13 protein-coding genes are annotated in these 16,391 nt (G+C 71.1%); 4 read left to right on the top strand and 9 right to left on the bottom strand.

The genetic code is table 11. From position 1 onward, the window contains the following. Nucleotides 1-94: 94 nt before the first annotated feature. Nucleotides 95-1,207, bottom strand: coding sequence for a winged helix DNA-binding domain-containing protein (locus ACH4G3_RS03105; protein WP_397622801.1), 1,113 nt, complete (start codon nucleotides 1,205-1,207; stop codon nucleotides 95-97). A gap of 70 nt (nucleotides 1,208-1,277) precedes the next feature. Then, nucleotides 1,278-2,297 carry a zinc-binding dehydrogenase gene (locus tag ACH4G3_RS03100; protein ID WP_397623370.1) on the bottom strand — a complete coding sequence of 340 codons (1,020 nt, stop codon included), beginning with the start codon at nucleotides 2,295-2,297 and terminating at the stop codon, nucleotides 1,278-1,280. Between the two features lie 175 nt (nucleotides 2,298-2,472). Between ACH4G3_RS03100 and ACH4G3_RS03095 the strand changes: the two genes are divergently transcribed. Next, complete coding sequence (locus ACH4G3_RS03095; RefSeq protein WP_397622800.1) at nucleotides 2,473-3,450, top strand: helix-turn-helix transcriptional regulator; 978 nt, start codon at nucleotides 2,473-2,475, stop codon at nucleotides 3,448-3,450. Here ACH4G3_RS03095 and ACH4G3_RS03090 read toward each other — a convergent pair. Then, on the bottom strand, nucleotides 3,415-4,380 hold the full coding sequence (locus ACH4G3_RS03090) for a YihY/virulence factor BrkB family protein (protein WP_397622799.1): 966 nt from the start codon (nucleotides 4,378-4,380) through the stop codon (nucleotides 3,415-3,417). The two genes, ACH4G3_RS03095 and ACH4G3_RS03090, sit on opposite strands and share 36 nt — an antisense overlap. 169 nt (nucleotides 4,381-4,549) lie before the next feature. Between ACH4G3_RS03090 and ACH4G3_RS03085 the strand changes: the two genes are divergently transcribed. From ACH4G3_RS03085 to meaB, 3 genes are read left to right on the top strand one after another with little or no spacing between them, the layout of a single operon-like run. Then, complete coding sequence (locus tag ACH4G3_RS03085) at nucleotides 4,550-6,358, top strand: methylmalonyl-CoA mutase family protein (protein ID WP_397622798.1); 1,809 nt, start codon at nucleotides 4,550-4,552, stop codon at nucleotides 6,356-6,358. Then, nucleotides 6,358-8,550, top strand: coding sequence for a methylmalonyl-CoA mutase (scpA, locus tag ACH4G3_RS03080; protein WP_397622797.1), 2,193 nt, complete (start codon nucleotides 6,358-6,360; stop codon nucleotides 8,548-8,550). Before ACH4G3_RS03085 ends, scpA begins: the two co-directional genes overlap by 1 nt. Then, nucleotides 8,547-9,539 carry a methylmalonyl Co-A mutase-associated GTPase MeaB gene (gene meaB, locus ACH4G3_RS03075; protein WP_397622796.1) on the top strand — a complete coding sequence of 331 codons (993 nt, stop codon included), beginning with the start codon at nucleotides 8,547-8,549 and terminating at the stop codon, nucleotides 9,537-9,539. The genes scpA and meaB overlap by 4 nt, the downstream gene beginning before the upstream one ends. Before the next feature lie 24 nt (nucleotides 9,540-9,563). On the opposite strand, the gene ACH4G3_RS03070 is transcribed toward meaB, so the two are convergent. The 6 genes from ACH4G3_RS03070 to ACH4G3_RS03045 form a co-directional block, all read right to left on the bottom strand. Beyond that, the gene (locus tag ACH4G3_RS03070; protein WP_397623369.1) at nucleotides 9,564-11,096 is read right to left on the bottom strand and encodes an acyl-CoA carboxylase subunit beta; all 1,533 of its coding nucleotides are present in this window, start codon (nucleotides 11,094-11,096) and stop codon (nucleotides 9,564-9,566) included. Nucleotides 11,097-11,202: 106 nt separating this feature from the next. Further along, nucleotides 11,203-11,967: a thioesterase II family protein gene (locus ACH4G3_RS03065; protein ID WP_397622795.1), complete on the bottom strand. Its 765-nt coding sequence runs from the start codon at nucleotides 11,965-11,967 to the stop codon at nucleotides 11,203-11,205. A gap of 60 nt (nucleotides 11,968-12,027) precedes the next feature. Then, nucleotides 12,028-13,215, bottom strand: a complete 1,188-nt coding sequence (locus ACH4G3_RS03060) for a cytochrome P450 (protein ID WP_397622794.1) — start codon at nucleotides 13,213-13,215, stop codon at nucleotides 12,028-12,030. Nucleotides 13,216-13,250: 35 nt separating this feature from the next. After that, nucleotides 13,251-14,702, bottom strand: a complete 1,452-nt coding sequence (locus ACH4G3_RS03055; protein ID WP_397622793.1) for a flavin monoamine oxidase family protein — start codon at nucleotides 14,700-14,702, stop codon at nucleotides 13,251-13,253. Nucleotides 14,703-14,924: 222 nt separating this feature from the next. Next, on the bottom strand, nucleotides 14,925-15,818 hold the full coding sequence (locus tag ACH4G3_RS03050; RefSeq protein ID WP_397622792.1) for an NAD(P)-dependent oxidoreductase: 894 nt from the start codon (nucleotides 15,816-15,818) through the stop codon (nucleotides 14,925-14,927). A 112-nt stretch (nucleotides 15,819-15,930) separates the two neighbouring features. Next, a complete protein-coding gene (locus ACH4G3_RS03045) occupies nucleotides 15,931-16,356 on the bottom strand; it encodes a YybH family protein (protein WP_397622791.1) in 426 nt (141 codons plus the stop codon). Between the last annotated feature and the right edge of the window lie 35 nt (nucleotides 16,357-16,391).

Here is a 16,391-nt window from a genome sequence, read left to right as displayed (position 1 = left end):
CTGAGCACCCCTCAGGTGAAATACCAGGGGGCGTTGCGGGCCTCCACGAGCGGCCCGCAACGCCCCCTTTCCATGCGTGGGGCCGGCCCTGCCGTCATGCGCCGCGTACGGCACCGAAGCGGATGTCGTACGAGGACTCCGGGTGCATGATCCGCAGCATCCGCTCCCCCTCGGCGACGACCTGGTCCCGCTGCGCCCCGGTGAGGCGGGCGAAGGGTTCGATGACGAGCGCGTGCTCGTCCAGTCGCCACAGACCCGCGAGGAACCCGTCGACGAGGAGGGTGCGATGGGCGATGTTGCCCTGCCAGGCGCGGCCCCGGTACTCGGGCGGGACGACGCGGGTGCGGTCGGCGTGGGAGAGCAGCAGGTTGTCGAACTCGGGCAGGAAGCGCGGCGGGGCCGGGGTGTCCGGGTCGGGGCGGGGCGCGTCCGGCAGGTCGAAGAGCTCGGCGCCGCTTTCGTCCCGGAAGGTGACCAGTCGCGGGCGGAGACGTTCGAAGGCGTCGCGCAGGCGGGTCAGTCCGGCCCAGGTCTGCATGTCCCGCACGGAGGCCGGACCGAAGGCGGCGAGGTAGCGCAGCACGACCGCGTCGGGCGTGGCGGCCGGTCCGGAGGGGCGGCCGAGCCAGTGCTCGGCGGTGGTCAGACTGACCTGCCCGCTCCGGCCCCACAGGCCGCGCGGGGTCACCTGCACGAGCGGCAGCCGGCACCGGGCGGCGACGGACAGGGCCTGCGGGTCGGCGTCGGGCCACTCCTGGAGCAGGGCCTCGCGCAGCTGCTTCATGGTGCGGGGCTCGGTCTCGACGAGGTCGCGGGCGAGGGCGGCGAGCCGGTCCAGGTCGACACCGGCGAGTCCCGTGCGGAAGTTCGTCAGCTCCCGGTCCCGGGCGGGCTGCACCAGCGGACGCAGCGTGAGGCAGTCGTCCGCGGTGTGGGTGTGGATGGTGGAGCGCATCGTGACGATCCGGACGACCTCGCGGTCGGCCATCAGCCGGGACAGCGCCTCGGGGGCGAAACCGTCGAGGCGGGCGGCGAGCGCGTAGTACGGAGGTTTGACGTTCTGCGCCTGGAGGCCGACCAGGTGCTCGACGGCCGCGGCGGCGGAGATCCCGGCCGGGCGCAGGAGCAGCTGCCGGTCGAGGGTGGCGCGGTTGAGGGCCCGGGTGCCGAGGCGGGGTGCCGTGACGCTCCGCTGGGTGTTCGTCATGGGAGCACGGTAGCGACAGTCGCGGACAGGTTCTGGCCGCGATTGTCGTGCCGGTCGTGGTCCGCGACGGTCAGAAGCGGATGAGGGACTTGAGGGCGCTGCGGTCGGCCATCGCGCGGTAGGCGTCCGGGATCTGGTCGACGGTGAAGCTCTGGTCGAAGACGCGGCCCGGTTCGATGGTGCCGTCCAGGACGTCCGGCAGCAGCTCCTCGATGTAGGCGCGGGCCGGGCTCGCGCCGCCGGTGAGCGTGATGTTCCGCATGATCGTGGACGGGCCGAGGGGGCCTTCCTCGTACTGCGGAACGCCCAGCCGGCTGATGGTGCCGCCGTCCACGACCGCCGCGAGGGCGGTCTGGAGCGCCTGGAGGGTGCCGACGGCCTCGATGACCTTGTCCACACCGTCGCCGCCGGTCAGCTCGCGGACGCGGGCGACGCCCTCCTCACCGCGCTCGGCGACCACGTCGGTGGCGCCGAACTCGCGGCCCAGGTCGGTGCGGGCCCGGTGCCGGCCCATCAGGACGATCCGCTCGGCGCCCAGCCGCCCGGCGGCGATGACCGCGCACAGGCCCACCGCGCCGTCCCCGACGACCAGGACCGAGTCGCCGCGGCCGACGCCCGCGGTGACGGCGCCGTGGTGGCCGGTGCCCATCACGTCCGAGAGCGTCAGCAGCGAGGGCAGCAGCGCGGAGTCGGCGTCGACGGGCAGCTTGACCAGGGTGCCGTCGGCCTGGGGGACGCGCACCGCCTCGCCCTGGGCGCCGTCCACGCCGTCGAAGCCGTACCGGCCGCCCTGCCGGCACGAGAAGTGCAGGCCCCTGGCGCAGTAGTCGCAGGTGTTGTCGCAGTACGTGAACGGAGCGACGACCAGGTCACCGGCCTGCAGGACGGACACCTCCGAGCCGGTCTCCTCGACCACGCCGAGGAACTCGTGTCCCATCGGGCGGCCGGTGCCGGCGGCGGGCAGGGACTTGTAGGGCCACAGGTCGCTGCCGCACACGCACGACAGGACGGTGCGCACGACGGCGTCGGTTGGCTGCTGGATCTTCGGGTCGGGCCGGTGTTCCGTCCGGACGTCGCCGGCGCCGTACATCATGGCTGCGCGCACGGAGTTCTCCTCTTCTCGCAGGTTCGTCGACGTCACCCACCGTGCTCTCCTGCGTGCCCGCCAGGGAGACCGGGCGCTGCCGGGGGGTGCACAGCGGTGGGTACGACAGGGCCCCCCTCGCGGATACCGCCCTGGTGGCAGCGTTGCGACACTGGCTTCCATGGCAGCCGAGCAGCACACCACCGGTGACGAACTGGGGCGCTTCCTGCGCGCCCGCCGCACCCAGACCAGCCCCGAGAGCGTCGGCTTCACCCCGGGCGCGGGCGTACGCCGCACGCCCGGACTGCGCCGCGAGGAGCTGGCCTCCCTCGCCGGGGTCAGCATCGACTACTACGTCCGCATGGAACGCGGCAAGGAGACCCGGCCGAGCCCAGGCGTGGTCGACGCCCTCGCCCGCGCACTGCGCCTCGACGACGAGGAACACCACCACCTGCGCGAACTCGCCGCCCGGGCCGCCAACTACGCTCCCGAACCCCCTCCCCCGCCCAGCCGGACCGTCCGGCCGCACCTGAAGCTGCTCCTGGAGACGATGCGGCCGAACCCCGCCTACATCGTCAGCCGCAGCATGGACCTGCTCGCCTGGAACCCCGGCGGCCTCGCCCTGTACGCCGGGCTCGCCGACTGGCCCGCCAGACAGCGCAACCTCGCCCGCTACCTCTTCCTGCACCCCGCGGCCCGGGAGCTGTTCCCCGACTGGGAGCCCCTGGTGCGCGCGTGCGTGGCCCGGCTGCGCGCCCAGGCCGGCACCAGCCCCGACGCCCCCGACCTGGCCGGCCTCGTCGGCGAACTGGTGCTCAAGAGCCCCGACTTCGCCAAGCTGTGGGATCGCTACGAGGTCGTCGGCCGCAAGAACGTCCAGAAGACCTTCCACCACCCCGAGGTCGGCGTCCTGACCCTCAGGGGCCAGAACATGCACCTCGAAGGCACGCCCGGTCAGCGTCTCTGTGTCTACACCGCCGAACCCGGCAGCCCCGACCACAACGCGATGCTCCTGCTCGGCCTGAGCGAACCCGGCCCGCCGGGCGCCCCGACGCGACGACCGGCCGGCAACGCCCCGCACAGTCCTGACGCGAAGCCCCTGCCTGCTGTCTGTCGTCCGGGCTCACGCGCCGGGTCCCGGGTCCGGCCGGACGGCTGACGTGATTCCGGCGCGGGCCGCTTCGAGCTGGGCGGCGAACGCGATGCCGAGGAAGAGCGCGACGGCGGTGAGGTTGGCCCACAGCAGCAGGGCGATGAAGGCGATGAGCGGTCCGTACACGGCGCCGAAGGCACCGCTCTCCTCGACGTACAGCGCGAGCAGCCAGGTGGCCGACACCCACAGCAGCAGATGCACGGCCGAGCCGAAGGCGAGCCAGGTGTAGCCGGGCTGGACGCGGCGGGGCGACCAGCGGAAGATCACGGCGGAGGCCACCCAGGCCAGTGCGAGCCCCACCGGGATGTCCAGCACACCCCACCACTGCGACCCGCTGTCCTCCCAGCCGGCCGAGTCCGCCACGGCGTCGCCCACGGCCTCACCGGCGACCAGTACGACGAACCCCAGCACCAGGGGCAGACCGGCGGCGAGCGCGAGGACGATCGCCCGCCCGTACTTGCGCGGGAAGGGACGGTCGCGCTCGATGCCGTAGATGCGGTTGGCGCCGCGCTCGATCTGGCCCATGGCCGAGGCGAGGTTCAGCAGCGCGAAGCCCAGACCGAGCCACAGGGCGAGCGTGCCCCAGACATCGCCGTGCGCGGTGCGCCGCGTCCCTTCGAAGGCGTCCTCGACGATCTGCGCGCTGGCCCCCGGCACGATCCGGCCGAGCGTCTGCTCGATGACCCGGCCCACCCCCTCCGTGTGCACCGACGTGGCCAGTCCGACGAGCGCCACGGTGCACGGGACCAGCCCGAGCACGACCTGGAAGGCGAGGGCCCGGGCGTTGGTGAAGCCGTCCGCGTAACGGAACCGTGCGAAGGAGTCGGCCAGCAGCCGCAGCCCTCCGTAACGGCGCAGGGCGGTGAACGCCTCGTCTCCGGAGAGCTCGTCTCCGATCATGTCCCGGGTCTGCGGGACGTGGACGGCGGTACCCATGGCGTGCACACTCCTTGTCGTAGGGCGGCTCCCTGCCGGAAGCTGCTCCCTGTCCGGTGCCCCTGTGAACCTCTCCCCTCAGTGGAGATCGGGATCACAGAAACGGGGAGGGCAAGGTCACAGCCTCGCCCACTGCTGTTCCCCTCCGTCCGTGACCTAGCATCCGAGCATGACGGTCCTGCCTGACGACGGGCTCGAGCTGGCCGGCGACTTCCCTGATGTGCCCCATGAGCAGTGGCAGCGCCTTGTGGCGGGTGTGCTGCGCAAGTCGGGCAAGGAAGTGGAGGGCGCCGAGGCCGAGGAAGCCCTGTCCACCGCGCTGGAGGACGGGCTGCGCACCCGGCCTCTCTACACCGCGCACGACACCGCGCCCGAGCCGGGCCTGCCCGGATTCGCACCCTTCGTGCGGGGCGGCCGGGCCGAGGGGAATACGCTCGGCGGCTGGGACGTACGGCAGCGGCACACGGTGGCCGACAACGGCTCGGTGCTCGCGGATCTGGAGAACGGCGTCACCTCCCTGTGGCTGGCCGTGGGGGAAGGCGGCATTCCGCTGCCGGAGCTCGGCCGGGTCCTCGACGGCGTCTATCTCGACCTGGCCTCCGTCGTCCTCGACGCGGGGCCTGAACCCGCACCCGCGGCACGGGAGTTGCTGCGGCTGTACGAGGAGCGCGGTGTCGCCCGGGAGGCGGCGCGCGGCAATCTGGGCGCGGATCCGCTGGGGCACGAGGCCCGGAGCGGGCGGCACGGCGACGTCGCCGGGGCGGCGGAGCTCGCCCGGCTGTGCGCCGAGGGGTACCCGGGGCTGCGGGCGCTGACCGTGGACGCCCTGCCGTACCACGAGGCCGGTGGCTCGGCAGCCCAGGAGCTGGGCTGCTCGCTGGCCACGGGAGTGGCGTATCTGCGGGACCTCACCGAGGCCGGGCTGAGCGTCGAACAGGCCTGTGCGCAGCTGGAGTTCCGGTACGCGGCGACCGCCGACCAGTTCCTGACGATCGCCAAGCTGCGGGCCGCGCGCCGGCTGTGGGCGCGGGTGGCGGAGGTCTGCGGGGCGCCGCGTGCGGGGGCGCAGCTCCAGCACGTCGTGACGTCCCCGGTGATGATGACGCGCCGCGATCCGTGGGTGAACATGCTGCGCACGACCATCGCCACGCTGGCCGCCGGGGCGGGCGGGGCCGACGCGGTCACCGTGCTGCCCTTCGACCACGCCCTCGGCCTGCCGGACGCGTTCGCGCGCCGTATCGCCCGCAACACGTCCACGATCCTCATCGAGGAGTCGCATCTGTCCCGGGTGATCGACCCGGCGGGCGGCTCCTGGTACGTGGAGCGGCTCACCGACGAACTCGCCCACGCGGGCTGGGAGTTCTTCCGGCGGATCGAGCGGCTCGGCGGCCAGGCGGCGGCCCTGCGGTCGGGGGACCTCGCGCAGGACCTGGCCGACACCTGGCAGGCCCGTCGTACGAAGCTGGCGAAGCGGCGCGAACCCGTCACGGGCGTCAGCGAGTTCCCGTATCTCGCGGAGAAGCCGGTGGTCCGCGAGAGCGCGCCGGAGCCGCCGTCCGGCGGGCTGCCGCGGGTGCGCCGCGACGAGGAGTTCGAGGCGCTGCGCGCCCGCTCCGACGCCCACCTCGCCGCGACGGGCTCCCGGCCCCGGATCTTCCTCGCCGCGATCGGCCCGGCCGCCGCCCACACCGCACGCCTCACCTTCGCGTCGAACCTCTTCCAGGCGGGCGGCATCGAACCCGTCACGGACGGCACCTTCGAGGACAGCGGCGCGACGGAGGCCGTGCTGTGCTCCAGCGACGCGCTGTACGAGGAACAGGCCGAGGCCACCGCCCGGGCCCTGAAGGCCGCCGGCGCGCGGCAGGTGTTCCTCGCCGGCCGTCCCGGGCGGTACACCGGTGTCGACGCGTACGTCTTCGCCGGCTGCGATGCCGTGGCCGTGCTGTCCGCGACCCTCGACCGCATGGGAGTGTCCTGATGACCGCCCCCTCCGACCGTTCCGTCCCCGACTTCTCCGGGATCGAGCTGGGGACCCCGGCCCGTGACGGCGGCCCCGACGAGTGGCGTACGGCGGTCAAGAACGCCTCCGGCGGTGACGACCTGCTCTGGGAGACCCCGGAAGGCATCGCGGTCAAGCCGCTGTACACCGGGCGTGACCTGGAGGGCCTGGACTTCCTGGACACGTACCCGGGCGCGGCGCCGTATCTGCGCGGCCCGTACCCGACGATGTACGTCAACCAGCCCTGGACGATCCGTCAGTACGCCGGTTTCTCCACGGCCGAGGAGTCGAACGCCTTCTACCGGCGCAACCTGGCGGCCGGGCAGAAGGGCCTCTCGGTCGCCTTCGACCTGCCCACGCACCGGGGTTACGACAGCGACCACCCGCGCGTGACCGGTGACGTCGGCATGGCGGGCGTGGCGATCGACTCGATCTACGACATGCGGCAACTGTTCGACGGGATCCCGCTGGACAGGATGACGGTGTCGATGACGATGAACGGCGCCGTGCTGCCGGTGCTGGCGCTGTACATCGTCGCGGCGGAGGAGCAGGGCGTGCCGCCGGAGAAACTGGCGGGGACCATTCAGAACGACATCCTCAAGGAGTTCATGGTCCGCAACACCTACATCTATCCGCCGAAGCCGTCGATGCGGATCATCTCCGACATCTTCGCCTTCACCTCGCAGCGGATGCCCCGCTACAACTCCATCTCCATCTCCGGCTACCACATCCAGGAGGCGGGCGCGACGGCCGACCTGGAGCTGGCGTACACGCTCGCGGACGGCGTGGAGTACATCCGCGCGGGCCGGGAAGCCGGCCTGGACGTGGACGCTTTCGCGCCCCGGCTGTCGTTCTTCTGGGCGATCGGCATGAACTTCTTCATGGAGGTCGCCAAGCTGCGGGCGGCGCGCCTGCTGTGGGCGAAGCTGGTGCGGCAGTTCGACCCGAAGAACGCCAAGTCCCTTTCCCTGCGCACCCATTCGCAGACCTCCGGCTGGTCGCTGACCGCGCAGGACGTGTTCAACAACGTGACGCGCACCTGCGTCGAGGCGATGGCCGCGACGCAGGGGCACACCCAGTCGCTGCACACCAACGCCCTCGACGAGGCGCTGGCCCTGCCCACCGACTTCTCCGCTCGCATCGCCCGCAACACGCAGCTGCTGCTCCAGCAGGAGTCCGGCACGACCCGGGTGATCGACCCGTGGGGCGGCAGTGCCTACGTCGAGCGGCTGACGTACGACCTGGCCCGGCGGGCCTGGCAGCACATCCAGGAGGTCGAGGCCGCGGGCGGCATGGCCAAGGCCATCGACGCGGGCATCCCCAAGCTGCGTATCGAGGAGGCCGCGGCCCGCACCCAGGCGCGGATCGACTCGGGCCGGCAGCCGGTCATCGGCGTCAACAAGTACCGCGTGGACAGCGACGAGCAGATCGACGTACTCAAGGTCGACAACTCTTCCGTGCGCGCCCAGCAGATCGAGAAGCTGCGGCGGCTGCGGGCGGAGCGGGACGAGACGGCGTGCCAGGACGCGCTGGACGCGCTGACCCGGGCCGCCGCCGGCGAGGGCAACCTGCTGGAGCTGGCGGTGCACGCGGCCCGCGCCAAGGCGACCGTCGGGGAGATCTCCGACGCCCTGGAGAAGGCGTACGGCCGGCACGCGAGCCAGATCCGTACGATCTCCGGCGTGTACCGCAACGAAGCAGGGGAGTCCCCGTCCGTGGACCGCACCCGGGCCCTGGTCTCCGACTTCGAGGAGGCCGAGGGCCGCCGCCCGCGCATCCTGGTCGCGAAGATGGGCCAGGACGGCCACGACCGCGGTCAGAAGGTGATCGCGACCGCCTTCGCCGACCTCGGCTTCGACGTGGACGTCGGCCCGCTGTTCCAGACCCCGGCCGAGGTGGCCCGGCAGGCCGTCGAGGCGGACGTGCACATCGTCGGTGTCTCGTCGCTGGCGGCCGGTCACCTCACGCTCGTCCCGGCGCTGCGCGAGCAGCTCGCCGAGGAGGGGCGCGAGGACATCATGATCGTGGTCGGCGGGGTGATCCCGCCGCAGGACGTGCCGACGTTGCTGGAGATGGGCGCGGCGGCGGTCTTCCCGCCGGGGACGGTGATCCCGGACGCGGCGTACGACCTGGTGAAGCGACTGTCGGACGGACTCGGGCACGACCTGTGATCGATGTCGACGCGTATGTGAAGGGCGTACTCGACGGGAAGCGGGCGATCATCGCCCGGGCCATCACGCTCGTCGAGTCGACCCGCCCCCAGCACCGGACGCTGGCCCAGGAGTTGCTGACCGCGCTGCTGCCGCACAGCGGGCGGGCCCGGCGGATCGGGGTCAGCGGGGTGCCGGGCGTGGGCAAGTCGACGTTCATCGACGCGTTCGGGTCGATGCTGACGGGGCTCGGGCACCGGGTGGCGGTGCTCGCCGTCGACCCGTCCTCCAGCCGTACCGGCGGCTCGATCCTCGGCGACAAGACGCGGATGGAACGGCTGGCTGTGGACCCGGCGGCGTTCGTCCGCCCCTCCCCCACCGCGGGCACGCTGGGCGGCGTCGCCAAGGCGACGCGCGAGTCGATCGTGGTGATGGAGGCGGCGGGCTACGACGTGGTCCTGGTGGAGACCGTCGGCGTCGGCCAGTCGGAGACCGCGGTCGCGAACATGGTCGACTCCTTCCTGCTGCTCACCCTCGCCCGCACGGGCGACCAGCTCCAGGGCATCAAGAAGGGCGTCCTGGAACTGGCCGACGTGATCGCCGTGAACAAGGCGGACGGGCCGCACGAGCGGGACGCCCGGGCCGCCGCCAGGGAACTCGCGGGCGCGCTGCGGCTGATGCACGGCAAGGACGCGTTCTGGACGCCGCCGGTCCTGCATTGCAGCGCGCGTGAGTCGACCGGCCTGGACACGGTGTGGGAACGCCTGGAACAGCACCGCACGCTGCTGGACTCGACCGGCCGCCTCACGGCCAAGCGCCGTGACCAGCAGGTCGACTGGACCTGGACCATGGTCCGCGAGGAACTCCTCGGCCGTCTGCACGCCGATCCGGCGGTACGGGCGCTGGCGCCGACCCTCGAACAGCGGGTCAGGGACGGCGAGTTGACGCCCACACTCGCCGCTGAGCGGATCCTGGGGGCACTCGGGGGCTCCGGTCCGGACGGTTCCTGACGGCTTGGAACCTCCGGCCGGCCCTCACTGCGGAGGGTTGCCGTGCTTGCGGGAGGGCAGGTCGGCGTGCTTGGTCCGGAGCATCGCGAGGGACTTGGCCAGCACCTCGCGGGTCTCCGCGGGGTCGATGACGTCGTCGACCAGGCCGCGCTCGGCCGCGTAGTAGGGGTGCATCAGCTCGGCCTTGTACTCCTTGATCAGACGTGCCCGCAAGACCTCCGGGTCCTCCGCCTCCGCGATCTGGCGGCGGAAGATGACGTTGGCCGCTCCCTCCGCGCCCATGACCGCGATCTCGTTCGTCGGCCAGGCGTAGGTGAGGTCGGCGCCGATGGACTGGCTGTCCATGACGATGTAGGCGCCGCCGTAGGCCTTGCGCAGGATGAGGCTGATGCGCGGCACGGTGGCGTTGCAGTAGGCGTACAGCAGTTTCGCGCCGTGCCGGATGATGCCGCCGTGCTCCTGGTCGACGCCGGGCAGGAAACCGGGGACGTCCAGGAACGTGACGATGGGGATGTTGAAGGCGTCGCACATCTGGACGAAGCGGGCCGCCTTCTCGGATGCCTCGATGTCCAGCACGCCGGCCAGCACCTGCGGCTGATTCGCCACGATGCCGACGACGTGGCCGTCCATCCGGCCCAGCGCGCAGATGATGTTGCGGGCCCAGCGCTCGTGGACCTCCAGGTAGTCGCCGTCGTCGACGAGTTCCTCGATGACCCGGGCCATGTCGTACGGGCGGCTGCCGTCCGCCGGTACGAGGTCGAGGAGAACCTCGGAACGCCGGTCCGCGGGGTCGCCCGCCATCACCGCCGGCGGGTTCTCGCGGTTGTTCTGCGGGAGGAGGGACAGCAGGTAGCGGACCTCGGCGATGCAGGTCTCTTCGTCGTCGTAGGCGAAGTGGCAGACGCCGGACGTCTCGGCGTGCACGTCCGCGCCGCCCAGGCCGTTCTGCGTGATCTCCTCGCCGGTGACCGCCTTGACGACGTCCGGGCCGGTGATGAACATCTGCGAGGTGTCACGGACCATGAACACGAAGTCGGTGAGGGCCGGGCTGTAGGCGGCGCCGCCCGCGCACGGGCCGAGCATCACCGAGATCTGCGGGATGACCCCACTCGCCTTGGTGTTGCGCTGGAAGATGCCGCCGTAGCCCGCGAGCGCCGAGACGCCCTCCTGGATGCGGGCGCCCGCGCCGTCGTTCAGCGACACCAGGGGCGCACCGGCCGCGATGGCCATGTCCATGATCTTGTGGATCTTCGTGGCGTGGGCCTCGCCCAGCGCGCCGCCGAAGACGCGGAAGTCATGGGCGTAGACGAAGACCGTCCGGCCCTCCACCGTGCCCCAGCCGGTGATCACACCGTCGGTGTACGGCTTCTTGGCCTCCAGGCCGAAGCCGGTGGCCCGGTGCCGGCGCAGCTGCTCGACCTCGCGGAAGGAATCCGGGTCGAGGAGGAGTTCGATGCGCTCCCGCGCGGTCAGCTTGCCCTTGGCGTGCTGCGCCTCGGTCGCCTTCTCGCTCGGTCCGGCCACCGCCCGCGCACGGATCTCGTGCAGCTCGGTCACCCTGCCACGTGCGCCGGCGGGGCCGCTCGGTATCTCGGTCAGGGACATCGCGGTGTACTCCTCGTCAGTGCGTCGTCGACCAGGCGCGGCCCGTGCGTGTCGTCCGTCAGCCCGCCACGGGCAGGATGCCGAGGCGTTCCCTGATGGCCGCGAGCACGGCCGGCTGTTCCCGTACGAGGTAGAAATGGCCGCCGGGCAGGATCCTCAGGTCGAAGCCGGCGGTGGTGTGGTCGGCCCAGCCGTGTGCCTCATCGGGGTCGACGCGGGGGTCGCTGTCCCCCAGCAGTGCGAGGACGGGGCAGGTCAGCCGGGCCGGGGTGCGGCGCAGGTACGTTTCCACGGCCCGGTAGTCGCCGCGGACGGCGGGGAGGATCATGCGGAGGATCTCCTCGTCGCCCAGCAGCTCGGAGTCCGTGCCGCTCAGCGCGCGCAGTTCCGCGACCAGCCCGTCGTCGGACCGCACGTGGACGTCCTCCTCGCGGCGCAGGTGGGGAGCGCGGCGCCCGGACACGATCAGCGCGGAGACGGGTGTGCCGTGGGCCTGGAGGCGCTCGGCCACCTCGAAGGCGACGAGTGATCCCATGCTGTGCCCGAACAGGGCCAGCGGCCGGCCGTCGGCCGCGGCGGCCAGCCGGTCCGCGACCCGGTCGGCGAGCAGGTTGATGTCGGTGACGACCGGCTCGGAGCGCCGGTCCTGACGGCCCGGGTACTGGACGGCCAGGACGTCGGCGTCCGGCGCCAGGGCCTGGGACATGGGGAAGAAGAAACTGGCCGAACCGCCGGCGTGCGGGAAGCAGACCAGGCGTACGGCGGCATCGGGAGCCGGACTGAGGTTCCTGAGCCAGAGCGCGTCAAGAGGTGCGGTGGTCATGTAGATGTGGACCTTTCCAGAGCTGCCTGTCGATGCCGCCGTTCGGGGCGACGCCTCACCTCAACCGGACACCCGAACCGGCAGCCGCCGGGGGCAGATGATCTGCATCGGGTTCTCGAACTCCACACCGGCCGAGTAGTCCACGGCGATCTCGTCGAAGCGGTCGAACAGCGCGTTGAGCGCGATCCTGACCTCGAGCCGGGCCAGCGGAGCGCCGAGGCAGAAGTGGATGCCCTGCCCGAAGGCGATGTGTCCACCGGTGTTGCGGTGGATGTCGAAGCGGTCGGGATCCGGGAAGCGCTGTGCGTCCCGGTTGGCCGCGCCGACCCACAGGGTCACGAGCTCGTTCTTGCCGACCTGCTGCCCGGCGAGCTCGGTCTCGGTGGTGGTCACTCGCGCCATCCTGGAGAAGGGCGGGTAGAGCCGCATCAACTCCTCGATGGCGCCGGGCAGCAGGTCGCGGTCCGCGCGCACGGCGGCGAAAACCTCGGGGTGGCGGTCGAAGGTGAGGATCGCGTTGCCGATCATCGCCATGGAGGCGGCGTGGCCGGCGAACAGCGTGAGGCCGACCAGGCCGATCAGATCGCCGTCTCGCAGCGGCTCGCCCTCGATGGTGGCGTGGGCCAGCCCGGTGAGCATGTCGTCGACCGGGTTCTGCCGGCGCCTGCGCACATGCCCGAGGATGTACTCGTTCATCTCCCGGATGGCGGGGGCTATGTCGGACTCCATCACCTCCGGTGGCACGGTCGCCGCGTCGAGCGCGCCCAGTGCGTCACCCCACGCCCGGTACATCGGCACGTCCTCGGCCGGCAGGCCGAGCATCTCGGCGACCACGATGATCGGCAGGGGATAGGCCACCGATTCGATCAGGTCGAACCTGTTCGATCCGGACACGCCGTCGAGCAGGGACTCCATGGTCCCCTTGATCCGCTCGGACAGACCCGACACCGCGCGCGGGGTGAAGGCATGGTTGATGACCCGGCGCAGATTGCGGTGGTGAGGCGGGTCGTTGGTGACGAGGTTGCCCATGAGGAACAGGTCGAGATCGGCCTGTGGTTCGTTGAACAGCCGCACCGTCTCCGAGGAGAACGTCTTCGGGTCGGTGAGGACGCGGGTGATGTCGGCGTGCCGGAAGAGCTGCCACCCGTACTCGTCGTCGTGATGGATCGGATGCTGGTCCTGCATCTCGCGGAACCAGGTGAACAGCGAGTCCACGGGTTCGGTCGCGGATGTGTCTGTCGCAGGCATGGCCACCCCTGATCTGACTGCCACTGGGTTGTTGTTCACAGGCCGAAGATGGAGCGGTAGATCCTGGGATCGACCTCCGGCAGCGCCAGGCCCCGGGTGTCCGGCGCGGCTCCGGGCACGGGCGACAACGTCGGCGAACCGGCCACCCGCAGGCCCGACTCGATGGCGCCGTCCATGTAGCCGATCCAGCCGAGGGCGAGGTCGTCGCCGCAGAACTTGACCCGCCCGAACGGCACGTTGATCGCGCGGTGCAGGCGCGTCAGCTGCAAGGGCTGCCGGAACGCGGGGCCGCCGAGGGCGTAGGGGTCCGCTTCCCAGTCCGACACGGTGTAGCTGCGCAGCGTTGCCGACGGCAGGATCTTCCTGACCTCGGACTCGAGCCGCGCGCGGTTGCTGACGTCCAGCGTGCTGTTGACGGTGAAGGCCACCACGGGGGCGTTCTCGTTCAGCCGGCCCATGATGACGAAGGGGTGGTCCTCCGGCGCCTCGGCGATGAACCGGTCGCTGGGGGTGGCCAGGTCCAGCCACAGCTTCTTCTGGCGCGGCACGCCGTAGCCCTGAGCGGTGGCGTCCCGGTGCGCCTGCGGCAGTACCGGGTTGAAGGTGATCTTCTTCCAGACGTTGACCGGCACCGCCATGACGACCTCGGCCGCGGTGTAGCCGACGCCCGCCCGGGTGACCACCTTCACCTTGCCGCTCTGCTGAGTGACGGAAGCGACCGGGGACTTGAGCTTCAGGTCCGGCTTGCCGTCCGCCAGGATCGCGTTGGCCAGCGCGATGGTTCCCCGTTCCATGCGGTAGGTGTTGACCCCGGAGAAGCCCGTGTAGTTCCAGCCCGCCAGCGCCCACCACTGCGCGAGCTGAAGCATCGATCCACGCGAGGTCGGCGCGCCGTACAGCCCGGTGGTGCTGATCATGCGGATCTCGTCTTCGGGCGCGTACGCGAGCTGGTCGAGGCGGTCGCGCAGGGACAGCCGGTCCAACGGTGTGATCAGGTCCTCGCGGGTGAAGGGCGCGTAGGGCTTGGGGAAGTACTCCCGTGAGCCGTCGAAGAACGGCGTGAACAGCTCGCCCTGCCGGGTGTAGGCCGTGACCGGGTCGTACTCGGCGAAGCCGGTCAGGGTCGGCATGAGCACGCGTTCGGGACCCGCGTCGGCCACGATCTTCAGGTTGTAGCGCGATATCTCACGCCAGACGTGCGGCTGCAGCGGATCGACCCAGGAGCCGCCGCGTTCGATCTCGTACCCGTTGAAGGTGTCCGTCCAGGTGCGTCCGCCGATGCGGTCCCGTGCCTCGAGCACGAGTACCTGGAGGCCCTTCTTGCGCAGTTCGCGGGCCGCGACGAGGCCGGCCAGCCCGGCCCCGACGACGATGGCGTCGTAGTCCTGACGGTCGGTGAGGTCCGCCCCTTCCGCGGCCTCGGCGATGTTGGGAAGGCCCGCGCCGAGCGCGGTGCCGGCGATGGCCAGGCCTCCCGTCCTGAGCACGGCCCGCCTGGAAAGGGCGTTGCGAGACGCGGCTTTGTTCCTTCTGTCGCTATTGCTGAACACGTGTTTCCCCCGTGTGTTTTCTGTGCGGCTGTGCAGATTTCTCGAGATCGGGTTTCTGACGAGCAGTTTTCGAATGGCTTCGGGGCAAAGCCGGGAACGCGGATCGCGACGCGCGTGATCCGGATTCCCGGCTCTGCCGGCTGCGGTGCGGAGAAGGAATCAGGCGGAGGGCTTGCGGAACTGCTTGATCATCGCCGCGTAGCTGTCCTCGGCGTTGCCGTCGGCCACCGCGCGCTGCGCCAGCTCCAGGAAGAACTTCGGCAGCTCGGTGCTGACGCCGAGCGCCTGGCTCTCCTCGAGGAGGTGCTGCATCCCGCCCACGTGGACGTTGACGGTGGCGTCGGTGGCCGGGTACTTGTCCTCGTCGATCTGCTCCGCGTAGGCGGTCACGTAGTCGGCCGTCACGTTGATGGCGGTGGTGGCCATGCTCGCGAACGTGGTCGCCTTGACGTTGGCGGTGCCCAGCAGTGCGGCGGCGTGCAGGAAGCTGTTCAGGACGCCCCACATGATGCTCAGCACGGACATGTCGTACAGGGCGGACAGGCCGTGGTCCTCGTCGATGTAGACCGTTCCGGTCTCGCCGAGCACCTGGAGGGTGGCCTGGTGCTTCTCGTAGGCGGCCTGCGGACCCGAGTACAGCAGCGTGGCCTCGGCGGTGCCGATGGCCTGCGGAAGGGCCAGGATCGCACCGTCGAGGTAGTCGGCGCCGAGTTTGGCCGCCCACTCGGCGGTTTCCCGCGCCTGGGTGGAGCTGGCCGTGGTCAGGTTGACCAGGGTACGGCCCGACAGCGAGGAGCCGACCGGGTCGAGCAGCCCGTGGACGGCGTCGTAGTCGGAGACGCAGATGACGACGAGCGGGCTCGCCTCGACCGCGCTCTTGACCGAGTCGGCGAGGGTGGCGCCGTCGGCCACGAGGTCGTCGGCCTTGCCGGCCGAGCGGTTCCAGACGGTCGTCGGGTGACCCTTGGCCAGGAAGGCCTTGGCCAGTGCTTGGCCCATCAGGCCCAGGCCGACAACGGTGACCGGGGACTCGGAGGCTGAAAGAGTGGACACAGGTATGTCTCCGTGTTCAGTGCGGCGTCCGCCGCGGTGGGTGTGATGGTTCGTTCGCCGGTTCCGGGTGGCGACACGGGGGCTGTCTTCGGCCCCGCGCCCGGACCGCCGGTCAGGCCTGGTCCTCGTCCTCGGCGGTCCACGGGCCGCTGACACCGAAGGGGTTGTCCACGACGTAGCGCCAGTAGCCGTCCTCGCCCTGGCGCAGGACGTCGATGGCGATGCCCTCCAGGGACTCCGGCTCGCCGTTCTCGTCGAGCGCCTCCATCTGCCACTCGACCACCAGCATCGCCGTGTCGCCGACCACCAGCTGCTGGCGGACGGTCGCCTCCACGGAGGGCTTGCGCTTCGCCAGGAACTCGGTCACGTATTCACGACGCACCTGACCGCGGAGCGGATGTCCCGGCTCCCACATTCCGACCGCGTCATCGGTGTACATCGCGTTCACCGCGTCGGCGTCGCCGGAGTTGAACGCTAATCCGAACGCCTCCTGGTGCTTTTCTATGTCAGACACCAGCGTGTAAGTGCTGTCCGCCACGGCGCATTTACTCCATTCGCTTGGGAAGAACCTGG

Source organism: Streptomyces afghaniensis (genome assembly GCF_044327915.1).
Taxonomy (GTDB): domain Bacteria; phylum Actinomycetota; class Actinomycetes; order Streptomycetales; family Streptomycetaceae; genus Streptomyces; species Streptomyces afghaniensis.
The sequence above is the reverse complement of the archived record's forward strand: the minus strand, read 5'-3'. Positions and strand labels throughout refer to the sequence as shown.

What these genes read in the sequence shown, in the direction of transcription:
- ACH4G3_RS03085 (WP_397622798.1), top strand. Translation starts at nt 4,550, where the DNA reads ATGACGGTCCTGCCTGACGACGGGCTCGAGCTGGCCGGCGACTTCCCT.
- ACH4G3_RS03065 (WP_397622795.1), bottom strand. Translation starts at nt 11,967, where the DNA reads ATGACCACCGCACCTCTTGACGCGCTCTGGCTCAGGAACCTCAGTCCG.
- ACH4G3_RS03105 (WP_397622801.1), bottom strand. Translation starts at nt 1,207, where the DNA reads ATGACGAACACCCAGCGGAGCGTCACGGCACCCCGCCTCGGCACCCGG.
- ACH4G3_RS03095 (WP_397622800.1), top strand. Translation starts at nt 2,473, where the DNA reads ATGGCAGCCGAGCAGCACACCACCGGTGACGAACTGGGGCGCTTCCTG.
- scpA (WP_397622797.1), top strand. Translation starts at nt 6,358, where the DNA reads ATGACCGCCCCCTCCGACCGTTCCGTCCCCGACTTCTCCGGGATCGAG.
- ACH4G3_RS03100 (WP_397623370.1), bottom strand. Translation starts at nt 2,297, where the DNA reads ATGTACGGCGCCGGCGACGTCCGGACGGAACACCGGCCCGACCCGAAG.
- ACH4G3_RS03090 (WP_397622799.1), bottom strand. Translation starts at nt 4,380, where the DNA reads ATGGGTACCGCCGTCCACGTCCCGCAGACCCGGGACATGATCGGAGAC.
- ACH4G3_RS03060 (WP_397622794.1), bottom strand. Translation starts at nt 13,215, where the DNA reads ATGCCTGCGACAGACACATCCGCGACCGAACCCGTGGACTCGCTGTTC.